Annotated in this window: 14 protein-coding genes; 5 read left to right on the top strand and 9 right to left on the bottom strand. The window is 61.1% G+C overall.

Translation table 11 applies throughout. The features are described from left to right. Positions 1-46: 46 nt before the first annotated feature. Positions 47-1,705, top strand: coding sequence for an FAD-binding oxidoreductase (locus AC07S6_RS10515; protein ID WP_495112264.1), 1,659 nt, complete (start codon positions 47-49; stop codon positions 1,703-1,705). Between the two features lie 33 nt (positions 1,706-1,738). Here the strand turns inward: AC07S6_RS10515 and AC07S6_RS10510 are convergent, their stop codons facing one another. The 6 genes from AC07S6_RS10510 to AC07S6_RS10485 form a co-directional block, all read right to left on the bottom strand. After that, the gene (locus AC07S6_RS10510; RefSeq protein ID WP_495112263.1) at positions 1,739-3,043 is read right to left on the bottom strand and encodes an MFS transporter; all 1,305 of its coding nucleotides are present in this window, start codon (positions 3,041-3,043) and stop codon (positions 1,739-1,741) included. Between the two features lie 162 nt (positions 3,044-3,205). After that, positions 3,206-4,354, bottom strand: coding sequence for a galactonate dehydratase (gene dgoD / locus AC07S6_RS10505; protein ID WP_003187297.1), 1,149 nt, complete (start codon positions 4,352-4,354; stop codon positions 3,206-3,208). Between the two features lie 48 nt (positions 4,355-4,402). Continuing rightward, positions 4,403-5,023, bottom strand: a complete 621-nt coding sequence (locus AC07S6_RS10500) for a 2-dehydro-3-deoxy-6-phosphogalactonate aldolase (protein WP_133633623.1) — start codon at positions 5,021-5,023, stop codon at positions 4,403-4,405. A 1-nt stretch (position 5,024) separates the two neighbouring features. Then, complete coding sequence (locus AC07S6_RS10495) at positions 5,025-5,984, bottom strand: 2-dehydro-3-deoxygalactonokinase (RefSeq protein WP_495112262.1); 960 nt, start codon at positions 5,982-5,984, stop codon at positions 5,025-5,027. Positions 5,985-6,160: 176 nt separating this feature from the next. Then, entirely contained in the window at positions 6,161-6,487 is a 327-nt protein-coding gene (locus AC07S6_RS10490; RefSeq protein ID WP_014716300.1) for a DOPA 4,5-dioxygenase family protein, read from the bottom strand. A 30-nt stretch (positions 6,488-6,517) separates the two neighbouring features. Beyond that, positions 6,518-7,468 (bottom strand): choline sulfate utilization transcriptional regulator, encoded by a 951-nt coding sequence (locus AC07S6_RS10485; RefSeq protein WP_133633622.1) that lies wholly within the window; start codon positions 7,466-7,468, stop codon positions 6,518-6,520. Positions 7,469-7,571: 103 nt separating this feature from the next. Between AC07S6_RS10485 and betC the strand changes: the two genes are divergently transcribed. From betC to AC07S6_RS10470, 3 genes are all read left to right on the top strand, one after another. Next, positions 7,572-9,086 carry a choline-sulfatase gene (gene betC / locus AC07S6_RS10480; protein WP_197880801.1) on the top strand — a complete coding sequence of 505 codons (1,515 nt, stop codon included), beginning with the start codon at positions 7,572-7,574 and terminating at the stop codon, positions 9,084-9,086. 18 nt (positions 9,087-9,104) lie between these two features. Further along, entirely contained in the window at positions 9,105-10,019 is a 915-nt protein-coding gene (gene choX, locus AC07S6_RS10475; RefSeq protein WP_495112261.1) for a choline ABC transporter substrate-binding protein, read from the top strand. Between the two features lie 219 nt (positions 10,020-10,238). Beyond that, a complete protein-coding gene (locus tag AC07S6_RS10470; protein ID WP_019816916.1) occupies positions 10,239-11,807 on the top strand; it encodes a SulP family inorganic anion transporter in 1,569 nt (522 codons plus the stop codon). Positions 11,808-11,935: 128 nt separating this feature from the next. Here the strand turns inward: AC07S6_RS10470 and aroE are convergent, their stop codons facing one another. Together aroE and hemF are read right to left on the bottom strand one after the other, a co-directional pair. Next, on the bottom strand, positions 11,936-12,754 hold the full coding sequence (aroE, locus tag AC07S6_RS10465) for a shikimate dehydrogenase (RefSeq protein ID WP_034129199.1): 819 nt from the start codon (positions 12,752-12,754) through the stop codon (positions 11,936-11,938). Further along, positions 12,754-13,686 (bottom strand): oxygen-dependent coproporphyrinogen oxidase, encoded by a 933-nt coding sequence (hemF, locus tag AC07S6_RS10460; RefSeq protein ID WP_014716294.1) that lies wholly within the window; start codon positions 13,684-13,686, stop codon positions 12,754-12,756. The genes aroE and hemF overlap by 1 nt, the downstream gene beginning before the upstream one ends. 178 nt (positions 13,687-13,864) lie before the next feature. On the opposite strand from hemF, the gene AC07S6_RS10455 reads away from it, so the two are divergent. Beyond that, entirely contained in the window at positions 13,865-14,842 is a 978-nt protein-coding gene (locus AC07S6_RS10455; protein ID WP_014716293.1) for a quinone oxidoreductase family protein, read from the top strand. A gap of 110 nt (positions 14,843-14,952) precedes the next feature. On the opposite strand, the gene tsaC is transcribed toward AC07S6_RS10455, so the two are convergent. Further along, the gene (tsaC, locus tag AC07S6_RS10450) at positions 14,953-15,510 is read right to left on the bottom strand and encodes an L-threonylcarbamoyladenylate synthase type 1 TsaC (RefSeq protein ID WP_495112260.1); all 558 of its coding nucleotides are present in this window, start codon (positions 15,508-15,510) and stop codon (positions 14,953-14,955) included. Positions 15,511-15,513: the final 3 nt, after the last annotated feature.

Below are 15,513 nucleotides of genomic sequence, written 5' to 3'. Positions count from 1 at the left end.
AGTTAGCCGCATCAGAAGTCATTCTTGTCTCTTTAAGGAGTACATCATGGCATTTGATCTCGTCACGGTTTCAGACCGTCGTCACTCAGCCCTACAAAAAGGCTTCAACCTGCGCTGGCCCTTGGGAAACGTGCAGGGCCAGTCGTCGACCAAGGGCGCCAATCTGATTTACCTGTGCCGCAGCCCGCAAGACATCATGGACGCCGCCGCCCAGGCATTGGCCCTGCCCAATGGGCGCATCACCGTACGCAGCGGCGGTCATTGCTACGAAGGGTTTGTCGCCAACAAGATGCCCGACAGCCCGAATGAGGTGCTGTCGATCCTGGATATCAGCGCGCTGAACCGAGAGGTGTACGACGCCAGCGGGCAAATCGGCTCAGAGCTGAGCCCGACGCAGCCCTTTCGCTACCGCTTTCGCCTAGAGGCCGGCAGCCAGGTCTGGGACAGCTATAGCGCGTTGTACAAGCAGGCCAACAAGACCCTGCCCGGCGGCTCATGTTACTCAGTGGGCCTGGGCGGGCACATTTGTGGTGGCGGCTACGGGCTGCTGTCGCGCAAGTATGGACTGGTGTGTGACTGGCTCAGTGGGGTCGATATCCTGGTGCCTGACAGCCAAGGCAAAGAGCTCGAACCGCGCCATGTCAGCCGGGACAGCACCCAACAGGACGAATTGGACCTGTTCGCCGCGTGCTGCGGTGCGGGGGGTGGGCAATTCGGCATTATTACCAGCTATTACTTCGAAGACCTGCCACCGGCCCCCAAAGAAGTACTGTGGCTGGTGTTGGAATGGGGTTGGTCAGTACTGACCCAGGATGCACTGAACAATCTGCTGGCGGCTTACCAGCTATGGTTTGCCAGCCATCAGAACAACCCGGACACCTGGGGCCTGGCGACCAAACTGGAAATGCGCCACGAGCACACAGGCAATATCACCCTGGGCATCCATTATGTGGACAAGGAGGGTGAGCTGAACGACCTTGCGCCCTTCGATGATTTTGTCGACAAGATACTCAAGGCCATCGGCTTACCTGCCACCGAGTCGCTGGTGCCGTTTCATGTGGTCCATTTGCCGCCTGGCACAGTCGGCGGGCGCCCCATCGACTCAGTGTCATCCGCCCAGGCTGCGGCGCGGCGCCTGGATTGGCTGGCGTGCCAGCAAACATTGAATGGTTCGGGAGACAATCAGCGTGGGCGCTATAAATCGGCCTATCAGAAAGGTGAATTCAGCCCTCACGTATTAGAGGCCATCTGGCGGGCCTTGACCTGGCCGGACCCTGACAACCACCTGACACAAAGCCTGATCCAGATCCAGTCCTTCGGCGGCCAGATCAACGCCGCCAGCGCGCCCGTGCGCAAGGAGTCGTCGGCCGCCCAGCGTTCGTCCTTCCTCAAGTGGCAACCCCAATGTTACTGGCACGGCGACAGCGCCGCTGCGGACCAAGTCCATGCTGACTGGATCCGAGGGCTGTACTTCAACGCGTTTGCCGACGCTCAAGGCGTGCCGCTCAACGATGCGTTCGAAGGCTGCTACATCAATTACCCCGACCTCGACATGACTTACAAAGGCGGTAACCCGGCCAACGGCAAAAACCCCCAGTGGTACAAAATCTTCTTTCCCGATCTGATGATCGAAAGCCGCTTGCGCCGTACCAAGCAGCGCTGGGACCCGCACAATATATTTCGCAACGAGATGTCGGTGCCGTAGAACGAAAAAAGGGCGACCCGAAGGTCGCCCTCTTTACAGTTCTATCCGCTCTACTTTGCCGACCAGCACTATGTAGGAAAGCGCACCGAGCAACGCCAAGACCGCGATATAGGTGATGGCCGGCGCAAACGATGAGCCACTGGCCAGAAAGCCAATCACGATAGGTGTGGCAATCGCCGCCAGGTTGCCAATGAAGTTGAACACCCCGCCGGTCAGCCCCAGCAGACGGGCAGGCGCCAAGGTCGACACCAACGACCAGGTGATCGACGCCAGGCCATTGCCGAAAAACGCCACCGCCAGAAACGCGATGACCCACCCCGTCGAGTCCACGTAGTTGGCCCCGATGATCGCCGTGGAAATCAGCAGCCCGCTGATGATCGGCAACTTGCGCGCAAAGCCCACTGACGCCCCACGCCGAATCAGCCAATCGGAAAACACCCCCGAACACAGCACGCCCACAAACGCGGCCAGGAACGGCAAGGAGGCCAGCAAGCCAGACTGGATAAAGTCCATGCCGCGATATTTCACCAGGTACGTCGGGAACCAGGTCAGGAAGAACCACAGCGTGGAGTTCAGGCAAAACTGGCCCAGGTAGATGCCCCACAGCTTGCGTTTGCTCAGCACGATGCCGAGGTCGGTCCAGCTGAAGGGTGCCTTGACGGTTTTAGCCTGCATGTCCACCAGCCCGCCACCGTCGCGGATCAGTTGGATTTCGGCTTCGTTGGCGCCTTTGAAATCCTTGGGCTCGCGGTACACCGCGTACCAGATCGCGGCCCACAGGATGCCGACGCCCCCGGTCACCACAAACACCATGTGCCAGCCGTACTGGTGCTGCAGCCACGCCAGTACCGGAGTGAGGAACGCCAGGCCGACGAATTGCCCGGAGGTATAGACGCCGATAGCCGTGGCACGCTCGCGCTCGGGAAACCAGGTGGTGACCACACGGCTGTTGATGGGATAGGCCGGCGCCTCCAAGGCGCCCACGGCCATGCGCAGCACGAACAGCGCGATAAAGCTGGCGGCGAAACCTAGCATCACGGTGGCAATCGACCACAGCAGCAGGGCGGCCGTGTAGAGAATGCGCGGCGGCACCCGATCTACCAGCCAGCCACCCGGGATTTGCATGGCCGCGTACGTCCAGCCGAAGGCAGAGAAAATCAGCCCGACTTGCACCGGGTCGATCCCCAGCTCGCTGGTCAGCGCGGGCGCGGCAATCGACAGGTTGCTACGGTCGAGATAGTTGATGACCACGGTGATAAACAGCAGCACCATGATGAAAAAGCGCTTTCTGCTAGGCGTGACTAAAGAAGCCTGCCCGGTGAGGGATTCAGGGTGCATGGGGGTGCCTCTTTTTATATTTGTTGAGGAAGGAACGCGCTCAATGTGGGAGCTGGCTTGCCTGCGATGGCGGCATGAATGGCACCACTGCAGTGACTGACCCACCGCCATCGCAGGCAAGCCAGCTCCCACATTTTTTAGCGCGTTTCAATCAGGTGGAAATCACCACTCGGCAAAACTGCCATCGGCATGGCGCCAGATCGGGTTGCGCCAGCGATGGCCGATGGCCGCGCGCTCAACCACATACTCCTCGTTGATCTCAATGCCCAACCCCGGGCCGTTGGGGATCTTCACAAAGCCCTGGTCATAGTCGAATACGCCCGGGTCTCGCACGTAGTCGAGCAAATCGTTGCTTTCATTGTAGTGAATACCCAGGCTCTGCTCCTGGATAAACGCGTTGTAGCAAACCGCATCCAGTTGCAGGCATGCCGCCAAGGCAATCGGGCCCAGCGGGCAGTGCAGGGCCAGGGCCACGTCGTAGGCTTCGGCCATGTTGGCGATCTTGCGGGTTTCGGTAATCCCACCGGCGTGGGAGGCGTCCGGCTGAATGATGTCGACGTAGCCTTCGCTGAGCACCCGCTTGAAATCCCAGCGCGAGAACAGGCGCTCGCCCAAGGCGATCGGCGTACTGGTCAGCGGCGCCAGTTCTTTCAGCGCTTCGTAGTTTTCGCTGAGCACCGGCTCTTCAATGAACATCAGTTTGTACGGGTCGAGCTCTTTCATCAGCACCTTGGCCATCGGCTTGTGCACGCGGCCATGGAAGTCGACGCCAATACCCACGTTAGGGCCGACCGCATCGCGCACGGCAGCGACGTTGGCCAGGGCCAGGTCGACTTTTTCGAAGCTGTCGACAAACTGCAATTCTTCGGTGCCATTCATTTTCACGGCTGTAAAGCCACGGGCCACCGCCTCTTTGGCGGCACGGGCAGTATCGGCGGGGCGGTCACCGCCGATCCATGAGTACACACGGATCTTGTCACGCACCTGGCCGCCCAGCAGATCGCTGACCGATACACCGAGGGCCTTGCCCTTGATGTCCCACAACGCCTGGTCGATGCCGGCGAGGGCGCTCATATGCACCGCGCCGCCTCGGTAGAAGCCGCCGCGATAGAGCACGGTCCAGATATCTTCGATATTGCGAGGGTCTTTGCCGATCAGGTAGTCGGACAGTTCTTCGACGGCGGCGGCCACCGTGTGAGCGCGGCCCTCGACCACCGGCTCGCCCCAGCCGGTCACACCCTGGTCGGTTTCGACCTTGAGGAAGCACCAGCGCGGCGGAACGATAAAGGTCGTCAGTTTGGTGATTTTCATCTCTTGTCTCTCTTATAGATGCAGCGCCTGTGGGCGCGGAATATGCTCTCAGCTCAGGGCTTTCCAGGCGGCGACATAAGCCTGGGCACGGCTCGCAACCTGATCCACTGTCATGCCCGGCTTGAACAGCCCGGAACCCAATCCGAAGCCCTTGGCGCCGGCGTCGGTAAACACCTGCATGTTGTCCGGGGTGATGCCGCCCACCGGCAGCAGCAATGTGCCCGCCGGCAATACCGCCAGCCATGCCTTGATCACTGAAGGGCCCATCTGCTCGGCCGGGAACAGCTTCAACACATCGGCGCCTTCGGCCAGTGCGGCAAAGGCTTCGGTAGGCGTGGCTACCCCAGGCGACAAGTACAGGCCCGCCGCTTTGGCGGCACGCAGCACCTTGGCATCGCTGTGGGGCATGACGATCACCTGGCCTCCGGCGGCCTTGACCTGTTCGACCTGCTCAGGCGTCAACACCGTGCCGGCACCGATCAGGCAATCGGCGGGCAAGCTGTCGCGCAGGATGCGGATGCTGGTGTAAGGGTCTGGCGAGTTGAGCGGCACTTCGATCACGCGAAACCCCGCGTCGTACAGCACCTGGCCGACCGCCTGGGCTTCGTCGGGGCGTAGGCCGCGCAGGATGGCGATCAAACCGTTTTGTGCGAGTGCTTGCTTGAGCATGTCAGGCCTCCAGTACAGGTCGAATGAGCCCGGCGGCTTGCGCCAGTTGCCACAGGCCACGCTCAGTGGCTTCTTGCGCCAGGCTGACGTGGGCAAATCCGCAAAGGGCGAGGGCGCGTTGATAGCGGGCGCAAAGTGCAGCAGCGCCGACCAGGATGATCGGCTGATGTTTGGCCGAATCTGGCAAGCCGGCGAGCTCATGGCCGATGAGCAGGCCAGACAGGTAATCGGGTTGCTGGTCGGACGCCAGCTGCGCGGTCAGCCCAAGGGTACGGGCACTGAACAGGGTCGAAAGCACGCCACGCTGACCATCGTTGGACAGCGCCACGCGCACGCCTCGATCAAACGCCTCGGCCTGGAACTGCTCGCTTGCTTGTTGGGTACGCCCCAGGATGCTGTGCTTGCTCAACACCGCAAACACTTCGCCAGTCATGAAGGTATCGAAATGGGTAATGCGGCCTTCCACCACCTCGACCCACTTGGAATGGCTGCCGGGCAGGCCGATCAACACCTGGGGCCCAAGGCCTTGCAGTACGCCGAGTACTTGGGTTTCTTCGCCACGCATGACATTGGGCAGACCCACTTGCTCGATCACCCCCGGCACGATATGCACCTGCACCCCGCGCAGGCTGCGTATGCCATGCAACGCCTGGCCGAGACTGGCGACATCCACGGGCGTGCTGCGATAGGCCGCCTCGCTCCAACCCTGTGCGCTGCCGACCATGCCGCAAGCGATCACCGGCAGCTCGGGCTGGGCATCAAGCCAATCGCCGCAGGCGCTATCGAACGCCAGTTCAAAGCCCTCAGTGCACAGCACACCGGCTATTTCCCGGGGCTCTGTGGGCAAATGCATGATGCCCCAGGCTTGCGAGCGCTGTTCCAGCACAACCCCCGCGGGGCCGAGTTTGTAAGCACGAAGGGAGCTGGTCCCCCAATCGAGCGCGATCAATTGCGCCTGCATCGCTTCACCTGAAATGAGTGGGTGCTGAAAAAAGCAGATGGGCGAATATAAACCTAGGGCGCGGAATATCTCAATATATAAATGTCAATCCCATATAATGAGACAAGACAAGATTAATCCTACAACTCATCCTGTTTTTACTTAGGGAAAGACGCAGGATTATCGGGTAGGAAAGGCTAAAAAATAGACAGGTCCAGTTCGCGCATCGCACCCATCCAGATGGCGTAATCGGTGTGGTCCTTGAGGTCGTCACCGGTTTCAGGGTGCAGGAACACCACCAGACCATTGCGATGCAGCGCCAGCCACGGCAACACCACGCCGATATATTCCGGCTCGAACGCCAACTGGCAACTCCAATCCGGGTGCGGGCCCACGGGCCGCTCGTGCACGCGGCCCATGCGCAGCGGGAACAACTTGGCGGCGTCTTCACAGAGCGTGCGCGCCTGCTCAATCGTGCTGGCGTCGAAGTAGATATGGGCGTGGTAGCCCTTGATACGTTGCATGACAGACTCCGGTTCCACTGTGCGCCGATCCTAGACCGCAATCGACGGCAGGGCCAGCCCGGTCAACGAGTGCGCACTGTTGGCCTGTTCCGCCACCAGCCACTCGACAAAGCGGTCCACCAACTGTCCGCGGCGTTTGCGCTGGGGCTGCACCACGTAATAGCCCAAGCGCGACGTCACCGTGTGGCTGATCGGCCGGCACAGCCAATTCTGCTCCAGCAGGTTATCCACCAGGTGGCGCCAGCCGATGGCGACGCCCTGGCCGGCAATCGCGGCCTGGATTAGCAAGGTGTAGTTGTCAAAGCGCAATTGCCCAGGGGTCGGCGCAGCCGTGATACCCAGTTCGCGGAACACGCCGTTCCAGTCGAACCACTGGCTGTTGTTTTCCTGACGCAGGTGCAGCAACGGGCAGTCTTGCAAGGCCTGCACCGTCAGGGGCGCGACCTGCTCCTTGAGCCACTGTGGGCTGCACACCGGGAACACTTCCTCATTGAACAACCACAGGCTCTCGCCCTGCTTGAAACGGCCATCGCCGAACAGCACCGCCACATCAATATCGCTGCGCAGGGTGGCGTGGTTGCGCTCACTGGTGACCAGGCTGACATCCACCTGCGGGTTGGCCTGGTGAAAGCGATGCAAGCGCGGCATCAGCCAATAGGCGGCGAAGGCAAAGTCGGTGGCGACTTGCAGCACTTCATGCTGGCTTTGTTGAGTGATGGCGCCGAGCCCCTGGTTGATATTCTGCAGGCCGCCCTGCACATGCTCGAACAGCAGGGCACCGGCGTCGGTCAGTTCGATGCCGCGGTAAATGCGATCAAAGAGGCGGATCGCCAGTTGCTCTTCAAGGCGTTTGATTTGCTGGCTGACCGCCGGTTGGGTGGTACCCAGCTCCATCGCGGCCGCGGTGAAACTGCGATGACGCGCCGCCGCCTCAAAGGCGCGCAGCAAATCGAGAGAGAGGTCACCCAGCGCTTCATACATAAGCTCAACTTATCCTAGTCATTGCTGCGTATGGGCTTTACCCCATAATTTATGGACCGCATGCTCATTGGCATAAACACTGCCTATGGAATGCCGAGAAACCATGAAGCGCAAGAACATTCTTTTTATCATGGCCGATCAGATGGCCGCGCCGATGCTGCCGTTCTACGGGCCTTCCCCGATCAAGCTGCCCAACCTCAGCCGCCTGGCGGCACAAGGCGTGGTGTTCGACGCCGCCTATTGCAACAGCCCGTTGTGCGCACCGTCGCGCTTCACCTTGGTCAGCGGCCAGTTGCCGAGCAAGATCGGCGCCTACGACAACGCCGCCGATTTCCCCGCCGACGTGCCGACCTATGCCCACTACTTGCGCCGCCTCGGCTACCGCACCGCGCTGTCGGGCAAGATGCATTTCTGTGGCCCCGACCAGTTGCACGGCTATGAGGAGCGCCTGACCAGCGACATCTACCCCGCCGACTACGGCTGGGCGGTGAGCTGGGATGAGCCAGACGTACGCCCTACCTGGTATCACAACATGTCCTCGGTGCTGCAAGCCGGTCCGTGTGTACGCACCAACCAGCTGGATTTCGACGAAGAGGTGGTGTTCAAGGCCCAGCAATATCTGTTCGACCATATCCGTGAGGAAGGTGACCAGCCATTTTGCCTGACGGTGTCGATGACCCATCCCCACGACCCTTACACCATTCCCAAGCCGTTCTGGGACTTGTACGCAGACACCGACATCCCAATGCCCGCGACGCCGCCCCAGGCCGACCTCGACCCGCATTCCCAGCGGCTGCTCAAGGTTTATGACTTGTGGGACAAACCGCTGCCTGTGGATAAGATCCGCGACGCCCGCCGCGCCTACTTCGGTGCCTGCAGCTACATCGACAGCAACGTCGGCAAGCTGCTGCAGACCCTGGAAGACACCGGCCTGGCCGACGACACCCTGATCATTTTCTCTGGCGACCACGGCGACATGCTTGGCGAGCGCGGCCTCTGGTACAAAATGCACTGGTTTGAAATGGCCGCCCGCGTGCCGCTGCTGATCAGTGCGCCGGGGCAGTTCGCCGCTGGCCGCGTCACCCAGGCCGTGTCGACCGCCGACTTGTTGCCGACCCTGGTGGAATTGGCCGGCGGCGAACTGGACCCGCACTTGCCGCTGGACGGCCGCTCACTGGTCCCGCACTTGCAGGGGCAGGGCGGGCATGACGAAGTGTTTGGCGAATACATGGCCGAAGGCACCGTCAGCCCATTGATGATGATTCGCCGGGGCGCCTACAAATTCATCTACAGCGAGGACGATCCTTGCCTATTGTTCGATGTGCACAACGACCCGAGCGAGCAGGAAAACCTCAGCCAGTCAGCTGAACATCGGCCATTGTTCGAGGCGTTCTTGCGTGAAGCGCGGGCTAAATGGGATATCCCGGCGATCCATCAACAGGTGCTCGCCAGCCAACGCCGTCGCCGCCTGGTGTTTGATGCGCTGACCCATGGCAAGCTCAAGAGCTGGGATCACCAGCCACTGGTAGACGCCAGTCAGCAGTACATGCGCAACCATATCGACCTTGATGACCTGGAGCGCAAAGCACGTTTTCCACAACCCTGCCAAAACCAATAAGTAGACAGAGGGAAGGCCATGCAAAAGTTGAACGTGGTACTGAGTTTGGTGATGCTCAGCAGCGCCCAGGTGTACGCAGACACGCGCTGCGAAACGGTAAAGATGGCCGACCCAGGCTGGAGCGATATTGCCGCCACCAACGCTATCACCAGTTTCCTGCTGACGGGCATGGGCTATCAACCCAAGGTCGACACCCTGGCGGTGCCGATTACCTTCGGCGGGCTCAAGGACGGCCAGGTGGATGTCTTCCTCGGCAACTGGATGCCGGCGCAGCAAGGCTTCTACGACAAGTTCGTGGCCAACGGCGATGTGGTGCAACTGGCGAAGAACCTGGAGGGCACCGAGTTCACCCTCGCCGTGCCGGACTATGTGTGGGACGCCGGGGTGCATGACTTTGCCGACCTGAATAAATTTGCCGACAAGTTCGACAAGAAAATCTACGGCATTGGCTCCGGCGCGCCAGCCAATATCTCGCTGCAGGAGATCATCAAGAAGAATGATTTCGACCTTGGGCAGTGGAAGCTGATCGAGTCAAGCGAACAGGCGATGCTCGCAGAGGTCTCGCGAGCGGTGAAGAAACAGCGTTTTATCACCTTTCTCGGCTGGACCCCGCACCCGATGAACGTGCAACTGAAAATGCGCTACCTCAAGGGCGGCGAGCAGTACTTTGGTGCCACCGGCAGCGTCTATACCTTGACTCGCAAGGGTTACGCACAAGCGTGCCCCAATGTCGGCAAACTGCTGACCAACCTGAGTTTTACCCAGGCCATGGAGAACAGCATCATGGCTGACGTGGCGAACAACAAGGTCAGCAATGCGCAGGCGGCGAAGACGTGGATCAAGGCCAACCCGGCGGTCCTGGACCAATGGCTGGAGGGGGTGAAAACCCTGGACGGCCAGGAGGCGTTGCCAGCGGTAAAAGCCAAACTCTGACGTTAAAATCGGACGCAGAGCGTCCCGAGCAGCATTCCCACGCAGAGCGTGGGAACGATCACTCTGACGCTTGCCGGCGACCCTGTGGGAGCTGGCTTGCCTGCGATAGCATCACCCCGGTATGCCTGTCACACCGAGGCGCCAGCATCGCAGGCAAGCCAGCTCCCACAAGTACCCATGCATTGATACTCTTGCCAAAACCCTTTACCCGAGCCTGCGATGCCCCGGCCCAACCGCCATACACTTTTGCCCTTCCTGCGCTGGCTGCCGCGCCAAACCCGCGCCAGCGTCGGCCGGGACGCGATCGTCGGCCTCAGCGGCGCTGTGCTTGCGCTGCCGCAGTCGATTGCCTACGCACTGATCGCCGGTCTCCCACCCGAATATGGGCTCTACGCAGCCATCATCCCAGTATTGATCGCCTGCCTGTGGGGCTCGTCCTGGCACCTGATCTGCGGGCCCACGGCCGCCATCTCCATCGTGCTTTACGCCAGCATCAGCCCACTGGCCGTGCCAGGCTCCCAGGACTACATCACCCTCATCCTGTTGCTGACCTTCCTCGCCGGGGTATTCCAATGGTTGCTCGGCCTGCTGCGCTTCGGCGCGTTGGTGAACTTTGTCTCCCATTCGGTGGTGCTGGGTTTCACCCTGGGTGCCGCCGTAGTGATCGCCTTGGGGCAACTGCCCAACCTGCTCGGCTTGGATTTACCGAGCCAGGCCACGGCTATCAATGGCCTGCTGGCGCTGATCGACCATCGTGGCGAGTGGGACCACGCGTCCCTGGCCCTGGGGCTGGGTACATTGCTGGCAGGTATGCTGCTCAAGTACCTCGTGCCACGTTGGCCGACATTGTTGATCGCCTTGGTGTTGGGCAGCCTGGCGGCATGGCTGTTGCCGGCGATGTTCGGGCATGTGGCACGGGTCAGTTCGTTTATTGGCAAACTGCCGCCGTTCAGCCCGTTGCCGATGGATCTGGATCTGGTGCTGCGCCTGCTGCCCAGTGCCGTGGCGGTGGGAATGCTGGGGTTGGTGACCAGCCTGTCGATTGCCCGTTCGCTGTCCGCCCGCTCGCAACAACTGCTCGACGCCAACCAGGAAGTACGCGCCCAGGGTTTATCCAACATCGTGGGCGGATTTTTTTCCGGCTACCTGTCAGCCGGATCGTTCACCCGCTCGGGCCTCAGTTATGAGGCGGGTGCCTGTTCGCCATTGGCGGGGGTATTTTCGGCCCTGTGGGTGGCGTTATTCGCGTTATTTGGCGCAGCGTTGATTGCGCACATTCCGATCCCGAGCATGGCGGCGAGTATCCTGCTGATCTGCTGGGGCCTGGTGGACCACCGCGGCATTCGTGCGCTGTTCCGGGTCAGTCGCGCCGAGTTTGTGGTGATGAGCCTGACCTGTGTCGCCACATTGTTGCTGGAGCTGCAAACGGCGATCTATGCCGGGGTACTGGCGTCGCTGTTTTTCTACCTCAAGCGCACCTCGCAGCCACGGGTGCAACACTGGCGCGACGGTGAAGCGGATGTGTTGCGGGTGGGCGGCTCGATCTTTTTTGGCGCCAGCCATTACCTGCAAGTGCGCCTGCAACGTCTGCAGGGTGAGCGGGTGGTGATCGAGGCGCAGCAGATCAACTTTATCGACTATTCCGGGGTGGAGATGCTGCACCAGGAGGCGCGGCGGTTGGCGGGGTTGGGCCGTAGCTTGACGTTGCGTGGGGCCAGGCCGCAGGTGGTCGAGGAATTGATGAAGCTGGAGGGGCCGGATAACTGCCCCCTCCATTTCGAAGATTAAACCCGATCAACTGTGGGAGCTGGCTTGCCTGCGATAGCGGTGGATCAGCCAGCACATGGGTAACTGACCTATTGCTATCGCAGGCAAGCCAGCTCCCACATTAAGTGTGCCCACATCAGCGTGTGGGATCAGGCCAATTGCCGGCGCAGTTCGGCCAGTACGGGCGCCGAATCCGGACGCACACCGCGCCACAGCAAGAAGGCTTCCGCCGCTTGTTCCACCAGCATGCCCAGGCCATCCATCGCCACCGCCGCGCCTTGCTCGCTCGCCCAGCGGCAGAATGCGGTGGGTTCCTTGGCGTACATCATGTCGTAGCAGAAGGTCTTGCCCGGCTCGATCAGGCTGCCGGCAATCGGCGGTACATCGCCTGACAGGCTGGCCGACGTGGCATTGATGATCACATCCACCGGCTCACGCAACCAGTCGAAACCACTGGCAGACACCGGGCCCAGGTCATCGAACAGCTCAGCCAGCCGCTCGGCCTTTTCCACGGTGCGGTTGGCGATGATCAACGACGAGGGTTGCTGCGCCAGCAACGGCTCCAGCGCACCGCGTACCGCGCCACCGGCGCCCAACAACAGGATGCGTTTACCTTGCAGGCTCAGCCCGGCATTGACCGTCAAGTCGCGCACCAGGCCCGCGCCGTCGGTGTTGTCGCCCAACAACGTGCCGTCAGCCAATTTGCTCAAAGTGTTTACGGCGCCGGCGCGCTGGGCACGTTCGGTCAGGGTATTGGCGAGGCGATAGGCCTCTTCCTTGAACGGCACGGTCACGTTGGCGCCACGGCCGTGTTGGAAGAACTCACGGGCACAGGCGGTGAAGTCCTCCAACGGCGCGAGCATCGTGCTGTAGTCCAGTTGTTCGCCGGTCTGGGCAGCGAACAGACGATGAATCAGCGGCGATTTGCTATGGCCGATGGGGTTGCCGAACACAACATAACGGTCCATCACACCGCCGCCTTGGGCGCGGCAACGCCGAGCCAGTCACGGTCTTGCAGGAAGTAGTCGGTGAGGCGCGCCTCTTCGCTGCCGGCTTCGGCCTTCCAGTCGTAGCTCCAGCGTACCTGAGGTGGCAGCGACATCAGGATCGACTCCGTACGCCCGCCCGATTGCAGGCCGAACAGGGTGCCACGGTCATAGACCAGGTTGAACTCAACGTAGCGGCCCCGGCGGAACTCCTGGAACTGGCGTTGTTGCTCGGTGTACGCCATGGCCTTGCGACGCTGCACAATCGGCAGGTAGGCATCGATGTAGGCATCGCCGATGGCGCGGATGAAGGCGAAGCAGGTGTCAAAGCCCCACTCGTTCAAGTCATCGAAGAACAGCCCACCGATGCCACGGGGCTCGTTGCGGTGCTTGATGTGGAAGTAGGTGTCACACCAGGCCTTGTAGCGGGAGTACACGTCCGGGCCAAACGGTGCACAGGCCTGCTCGGCCACGCGGTGCCAGTGAATGCAGTCTTCTTCATTGCCGTAATACGGGGTGAGATCGAAGCCACCACCGAACCACCACACCGGTTCTTCACCTTCTTTTTCAGCGATGAAAAACCGCACATTGGCGTGGGAAGTCGGTACATGAGGGTTATGCGGATGGATCACCAGCGACACACCCAGGGCCTCAAACCCACGGCCCGCCAGTTCAGGGCGATGGGCACTGGCAGACGGGGGCAGACCGCTGCCGAACACGTGGGAAAAGTTGACACCGCCTTTTTCGATCACCGAACCGTTTTCCATCACACGGGTACGACCGCCACCGCCGGCTGGCCGGGTCCAGGCGTCTTCGATAAAGCGAGTGTCCGTCTCGAAGGTTTCCAGGGCGCTGCAAATGCGGTCTTGCAGGTCAAGCAGGTAGGCTTTAACGGCCTCGGTGCGGGTAGTCATGGCATCACCTTGAATCGGGCAAAGCTACGCGAGGCCCATGGGGCGTCGGCGGCAAATGGGCGCACAGGATACCACTGCGCCTACATGCCACTGCACTTAGGTGCGCAGCAGTTGACGAAGATCAAGCTTAGGAGTCCGATAGGGGGCTACGCAGATTCGAACCCAAGGAGAAGTGCAGATGGCCAAACGTATCCAGTTCAGCGCCCATGGCGGCCCCGAAGTACTTGAATATGTGGACTACACGCCAGCGGAGCCTGGCCCACAGCAGGTTCGGGTGCGCAACGAGGCCATCGGCCTGAACTTCATCGACACCTATTTCCGCAGCGGTCTCTACGCGCCGCCCGCCCTGCCATCGGGCCTGGGTGCGGAAGGCGCTGGCGTGGTGGACGCGGTGGGCAGTGAAGTCAGCCAATTCAAAGTTGGCGACCGCGTGGCCTACGGCAGCGGTCCGCTGGGTGCCTACAGCGAGCTGCATGTGTTGCCTGCCGCCAACCTGGTGCACCTGCCGGATGAGATCAGCTTCGAACAGGCCGCCGGTGCCATGCTCAAAGGCCTGACCGTGCAATACCTGTTGCGCCAGACCTATGAGCTCAAAGGCGGTGAAACCATTTTGTTCCACGCCGCCGCCGGTGGCGTGGGTTCCCTGGCCTGCCAATGGGCCAAGGCCCTGGGCGTGAAGTTGATCGGTACGGTCAGCTCCCCGGAAAAGGCCGCTTTGGCCAAATCGCTGGGCGCCTGGGAAACCATCGACTACAGCAAGGAAGATGTCGCACAACGCGTACTGGAATTGACTGACGGCAAGAAGTGCCCGGTGGTATATGACGGCGTCGGCAAAGACACCTGGCTGACCTCGCTCGACAGCGTGTCGCCACGGGGCTTGTTGGTGAGCTTCGGCAATGCGTCGGGTGCAGTGGATGGGGTGAACCTGGGAATTCTGTCGGCGAAAGGATCGCTGTACGTGACCCGGCCTACTTTGGCGACCTACGCGAACAACCCGGCGAACTTGCAGGCGATGGCGGACGATCTGTTTTCGATGATCAAAAGTGGCAAGGTGCGCATTGATATCAACCAGCGCTACTCGCTGGCAGAGGCGGCCAAAGCGCAGACGGAGTTGTCGGGGCGGCGCACGACTGGATCGACCATCCTGCTGCCTTAAGATCGTACCCACGCTCTGCGTGGGAATGCATACCGTGACGCTCTGCGTCACAAGCGGACGCAGAGCGTCCAATGCGGCGTTCCCACGCAGAGCGTGGGAACGAGCTGCACCTAGGAGGGGCGCACCACATCACCCGTCACCAGGTCCCGAATCAGGCTCGGGTTCTTGCGCCCACCCAAGGCGCCGCCCAACACCAGGTCCACTTGCCCGCGAAAATACTGCTCCACGCGAATCCGCGTGCGGGCTGCCGGACGGCCCTGTGGGTTGGCCGAGGTGGAAATCAACGGGCCGACCTCGGCGCACAAATCTCTCACCAACGGATGATCACTGACGCGCAACGCTACGGTGTCATGCACACCCGTGATCCATTCGGGCAGCAAGTCTTGATGGGGCACCAGCCAGGTATTCGGCCCTGGCCAGGTGCTGGCCATGCGTTCGATCCATGTGTCCGGGAAATCTTCAAACAGAAAGTCGAACTGACGAATATTGTCCGCCACCAGGATCAGGCCTTTGTCGACCGAGCGGTTCTTGATCGCCAGCAGCCGATCCACTGCTTCTTCGTTCCACGGGTCGCAGCCCAGGCCCCAGACCGCTTCGGTCGGATAGGCGATCACCGCGCCTGCGCGAATTTCCCGTGCGGCTTCCAGCACACGCCACCTGTTGACCATTGT

It is taken from the genome of Pseudomonas sp. GW821-FHT07B01, from assembly GCF_059419065.1.
This window is presented reverse-complemented; position numbering and strand designations above follow the sequence as displayed.

Coding starts and splice junctions, on each gene's coding strand:
- AC07S6_RS10515 (WP_495112264.1), top strand. CDS start 47: ATGGCATTTGATCTCGTCACGGTTTCAGACCGTCGTCACTCAGCCCTA.
- AC07S6_RS10510 (WP_495112263.1), bottom strand. CDS start 3,043: ATGCACCCTGAATCCCTCACCGGGCAGGCTTCTTTAGTCACGCCTAGC.
- dgoD (WP_003187297.1), bottom strand. CDS start 4,354: ATGAAAATCACCAAACTGACGACCTTTATCGTTCCGCCGCGCTGGTGC.
- AC07S6_RS10500 (WP_133633623.1), bottom strand. CDS start 5,023: ATGCTCAAGCAAGCACTCGCACAAAACGGTTTGATCGCCATCCTGCGC.
- AC07S6_RS10495 (WP_495112262.1), bottom strand. CDS start 5,984: ATGCAGGCGCAATTGATCGCGCTCGATTGGGGGACCAGCTCCCTTCGT.
- AC07S6_RS10490 (WP_014716300.1), bottom strand. CDS start 6,487: ATGCAACGTATCAAGGGCTACCACGCCCATATCTACTTCGACGCCAGC.
- AC07S6_RS10485 (WP_133633622.1), bottom strand. CDS start 7,468: ATGTATGAAGCGCTGGGTGACCTCTCTCTCGATTTGCTGCGCGCCTTT.
- betC (WP_197880801.1), top strand. CDS start 7,572: ATGAAGCGCAAGAACATTCTTTTTATCATGGCCGATCAGATGGCCGCG.
- choX (WP_495112261.1), top strand. CDS start 9,105: ATGCAAAAGTTGAACGTGGTACTGAGTTTGGTGATGCTCAGCAGCGCC.
- AC07S6_RS10470 (WP_019816916.1), top strand. CDS start 10,239: ATGCCCCGGCCCAACCGCCATACACTTTTGCCCTTCCTGCGCTGGCTG.
- aroE (WP_034129199.1), bottom strand. CDS start 12,754: ATGGACCGTTATGTTGTGTTCGGCAACCCCATCGGCCATAGCAAATCG.
- hemF (WP_014716294.1), bottom strand. CDS start 13,686: ATGACTACCCGCACCGAGGCCGTTAAAGCCTACCTGCTTGACCTGCAA.
- AC07S6_RS10455 (WP_014716293.1), top strand. CDS start 13,865: ATGGCCAAACGTATCCAGTTCAGCGCCCATGGCGGCCCCGAAGTACTT.
- tsaC (WP_495112260.1), bottom strand. CDS start 15,510: ATGGTCAACAGGTGGCGTGTGCTGGAAGCCGCACGGGAAATTCGCGCA.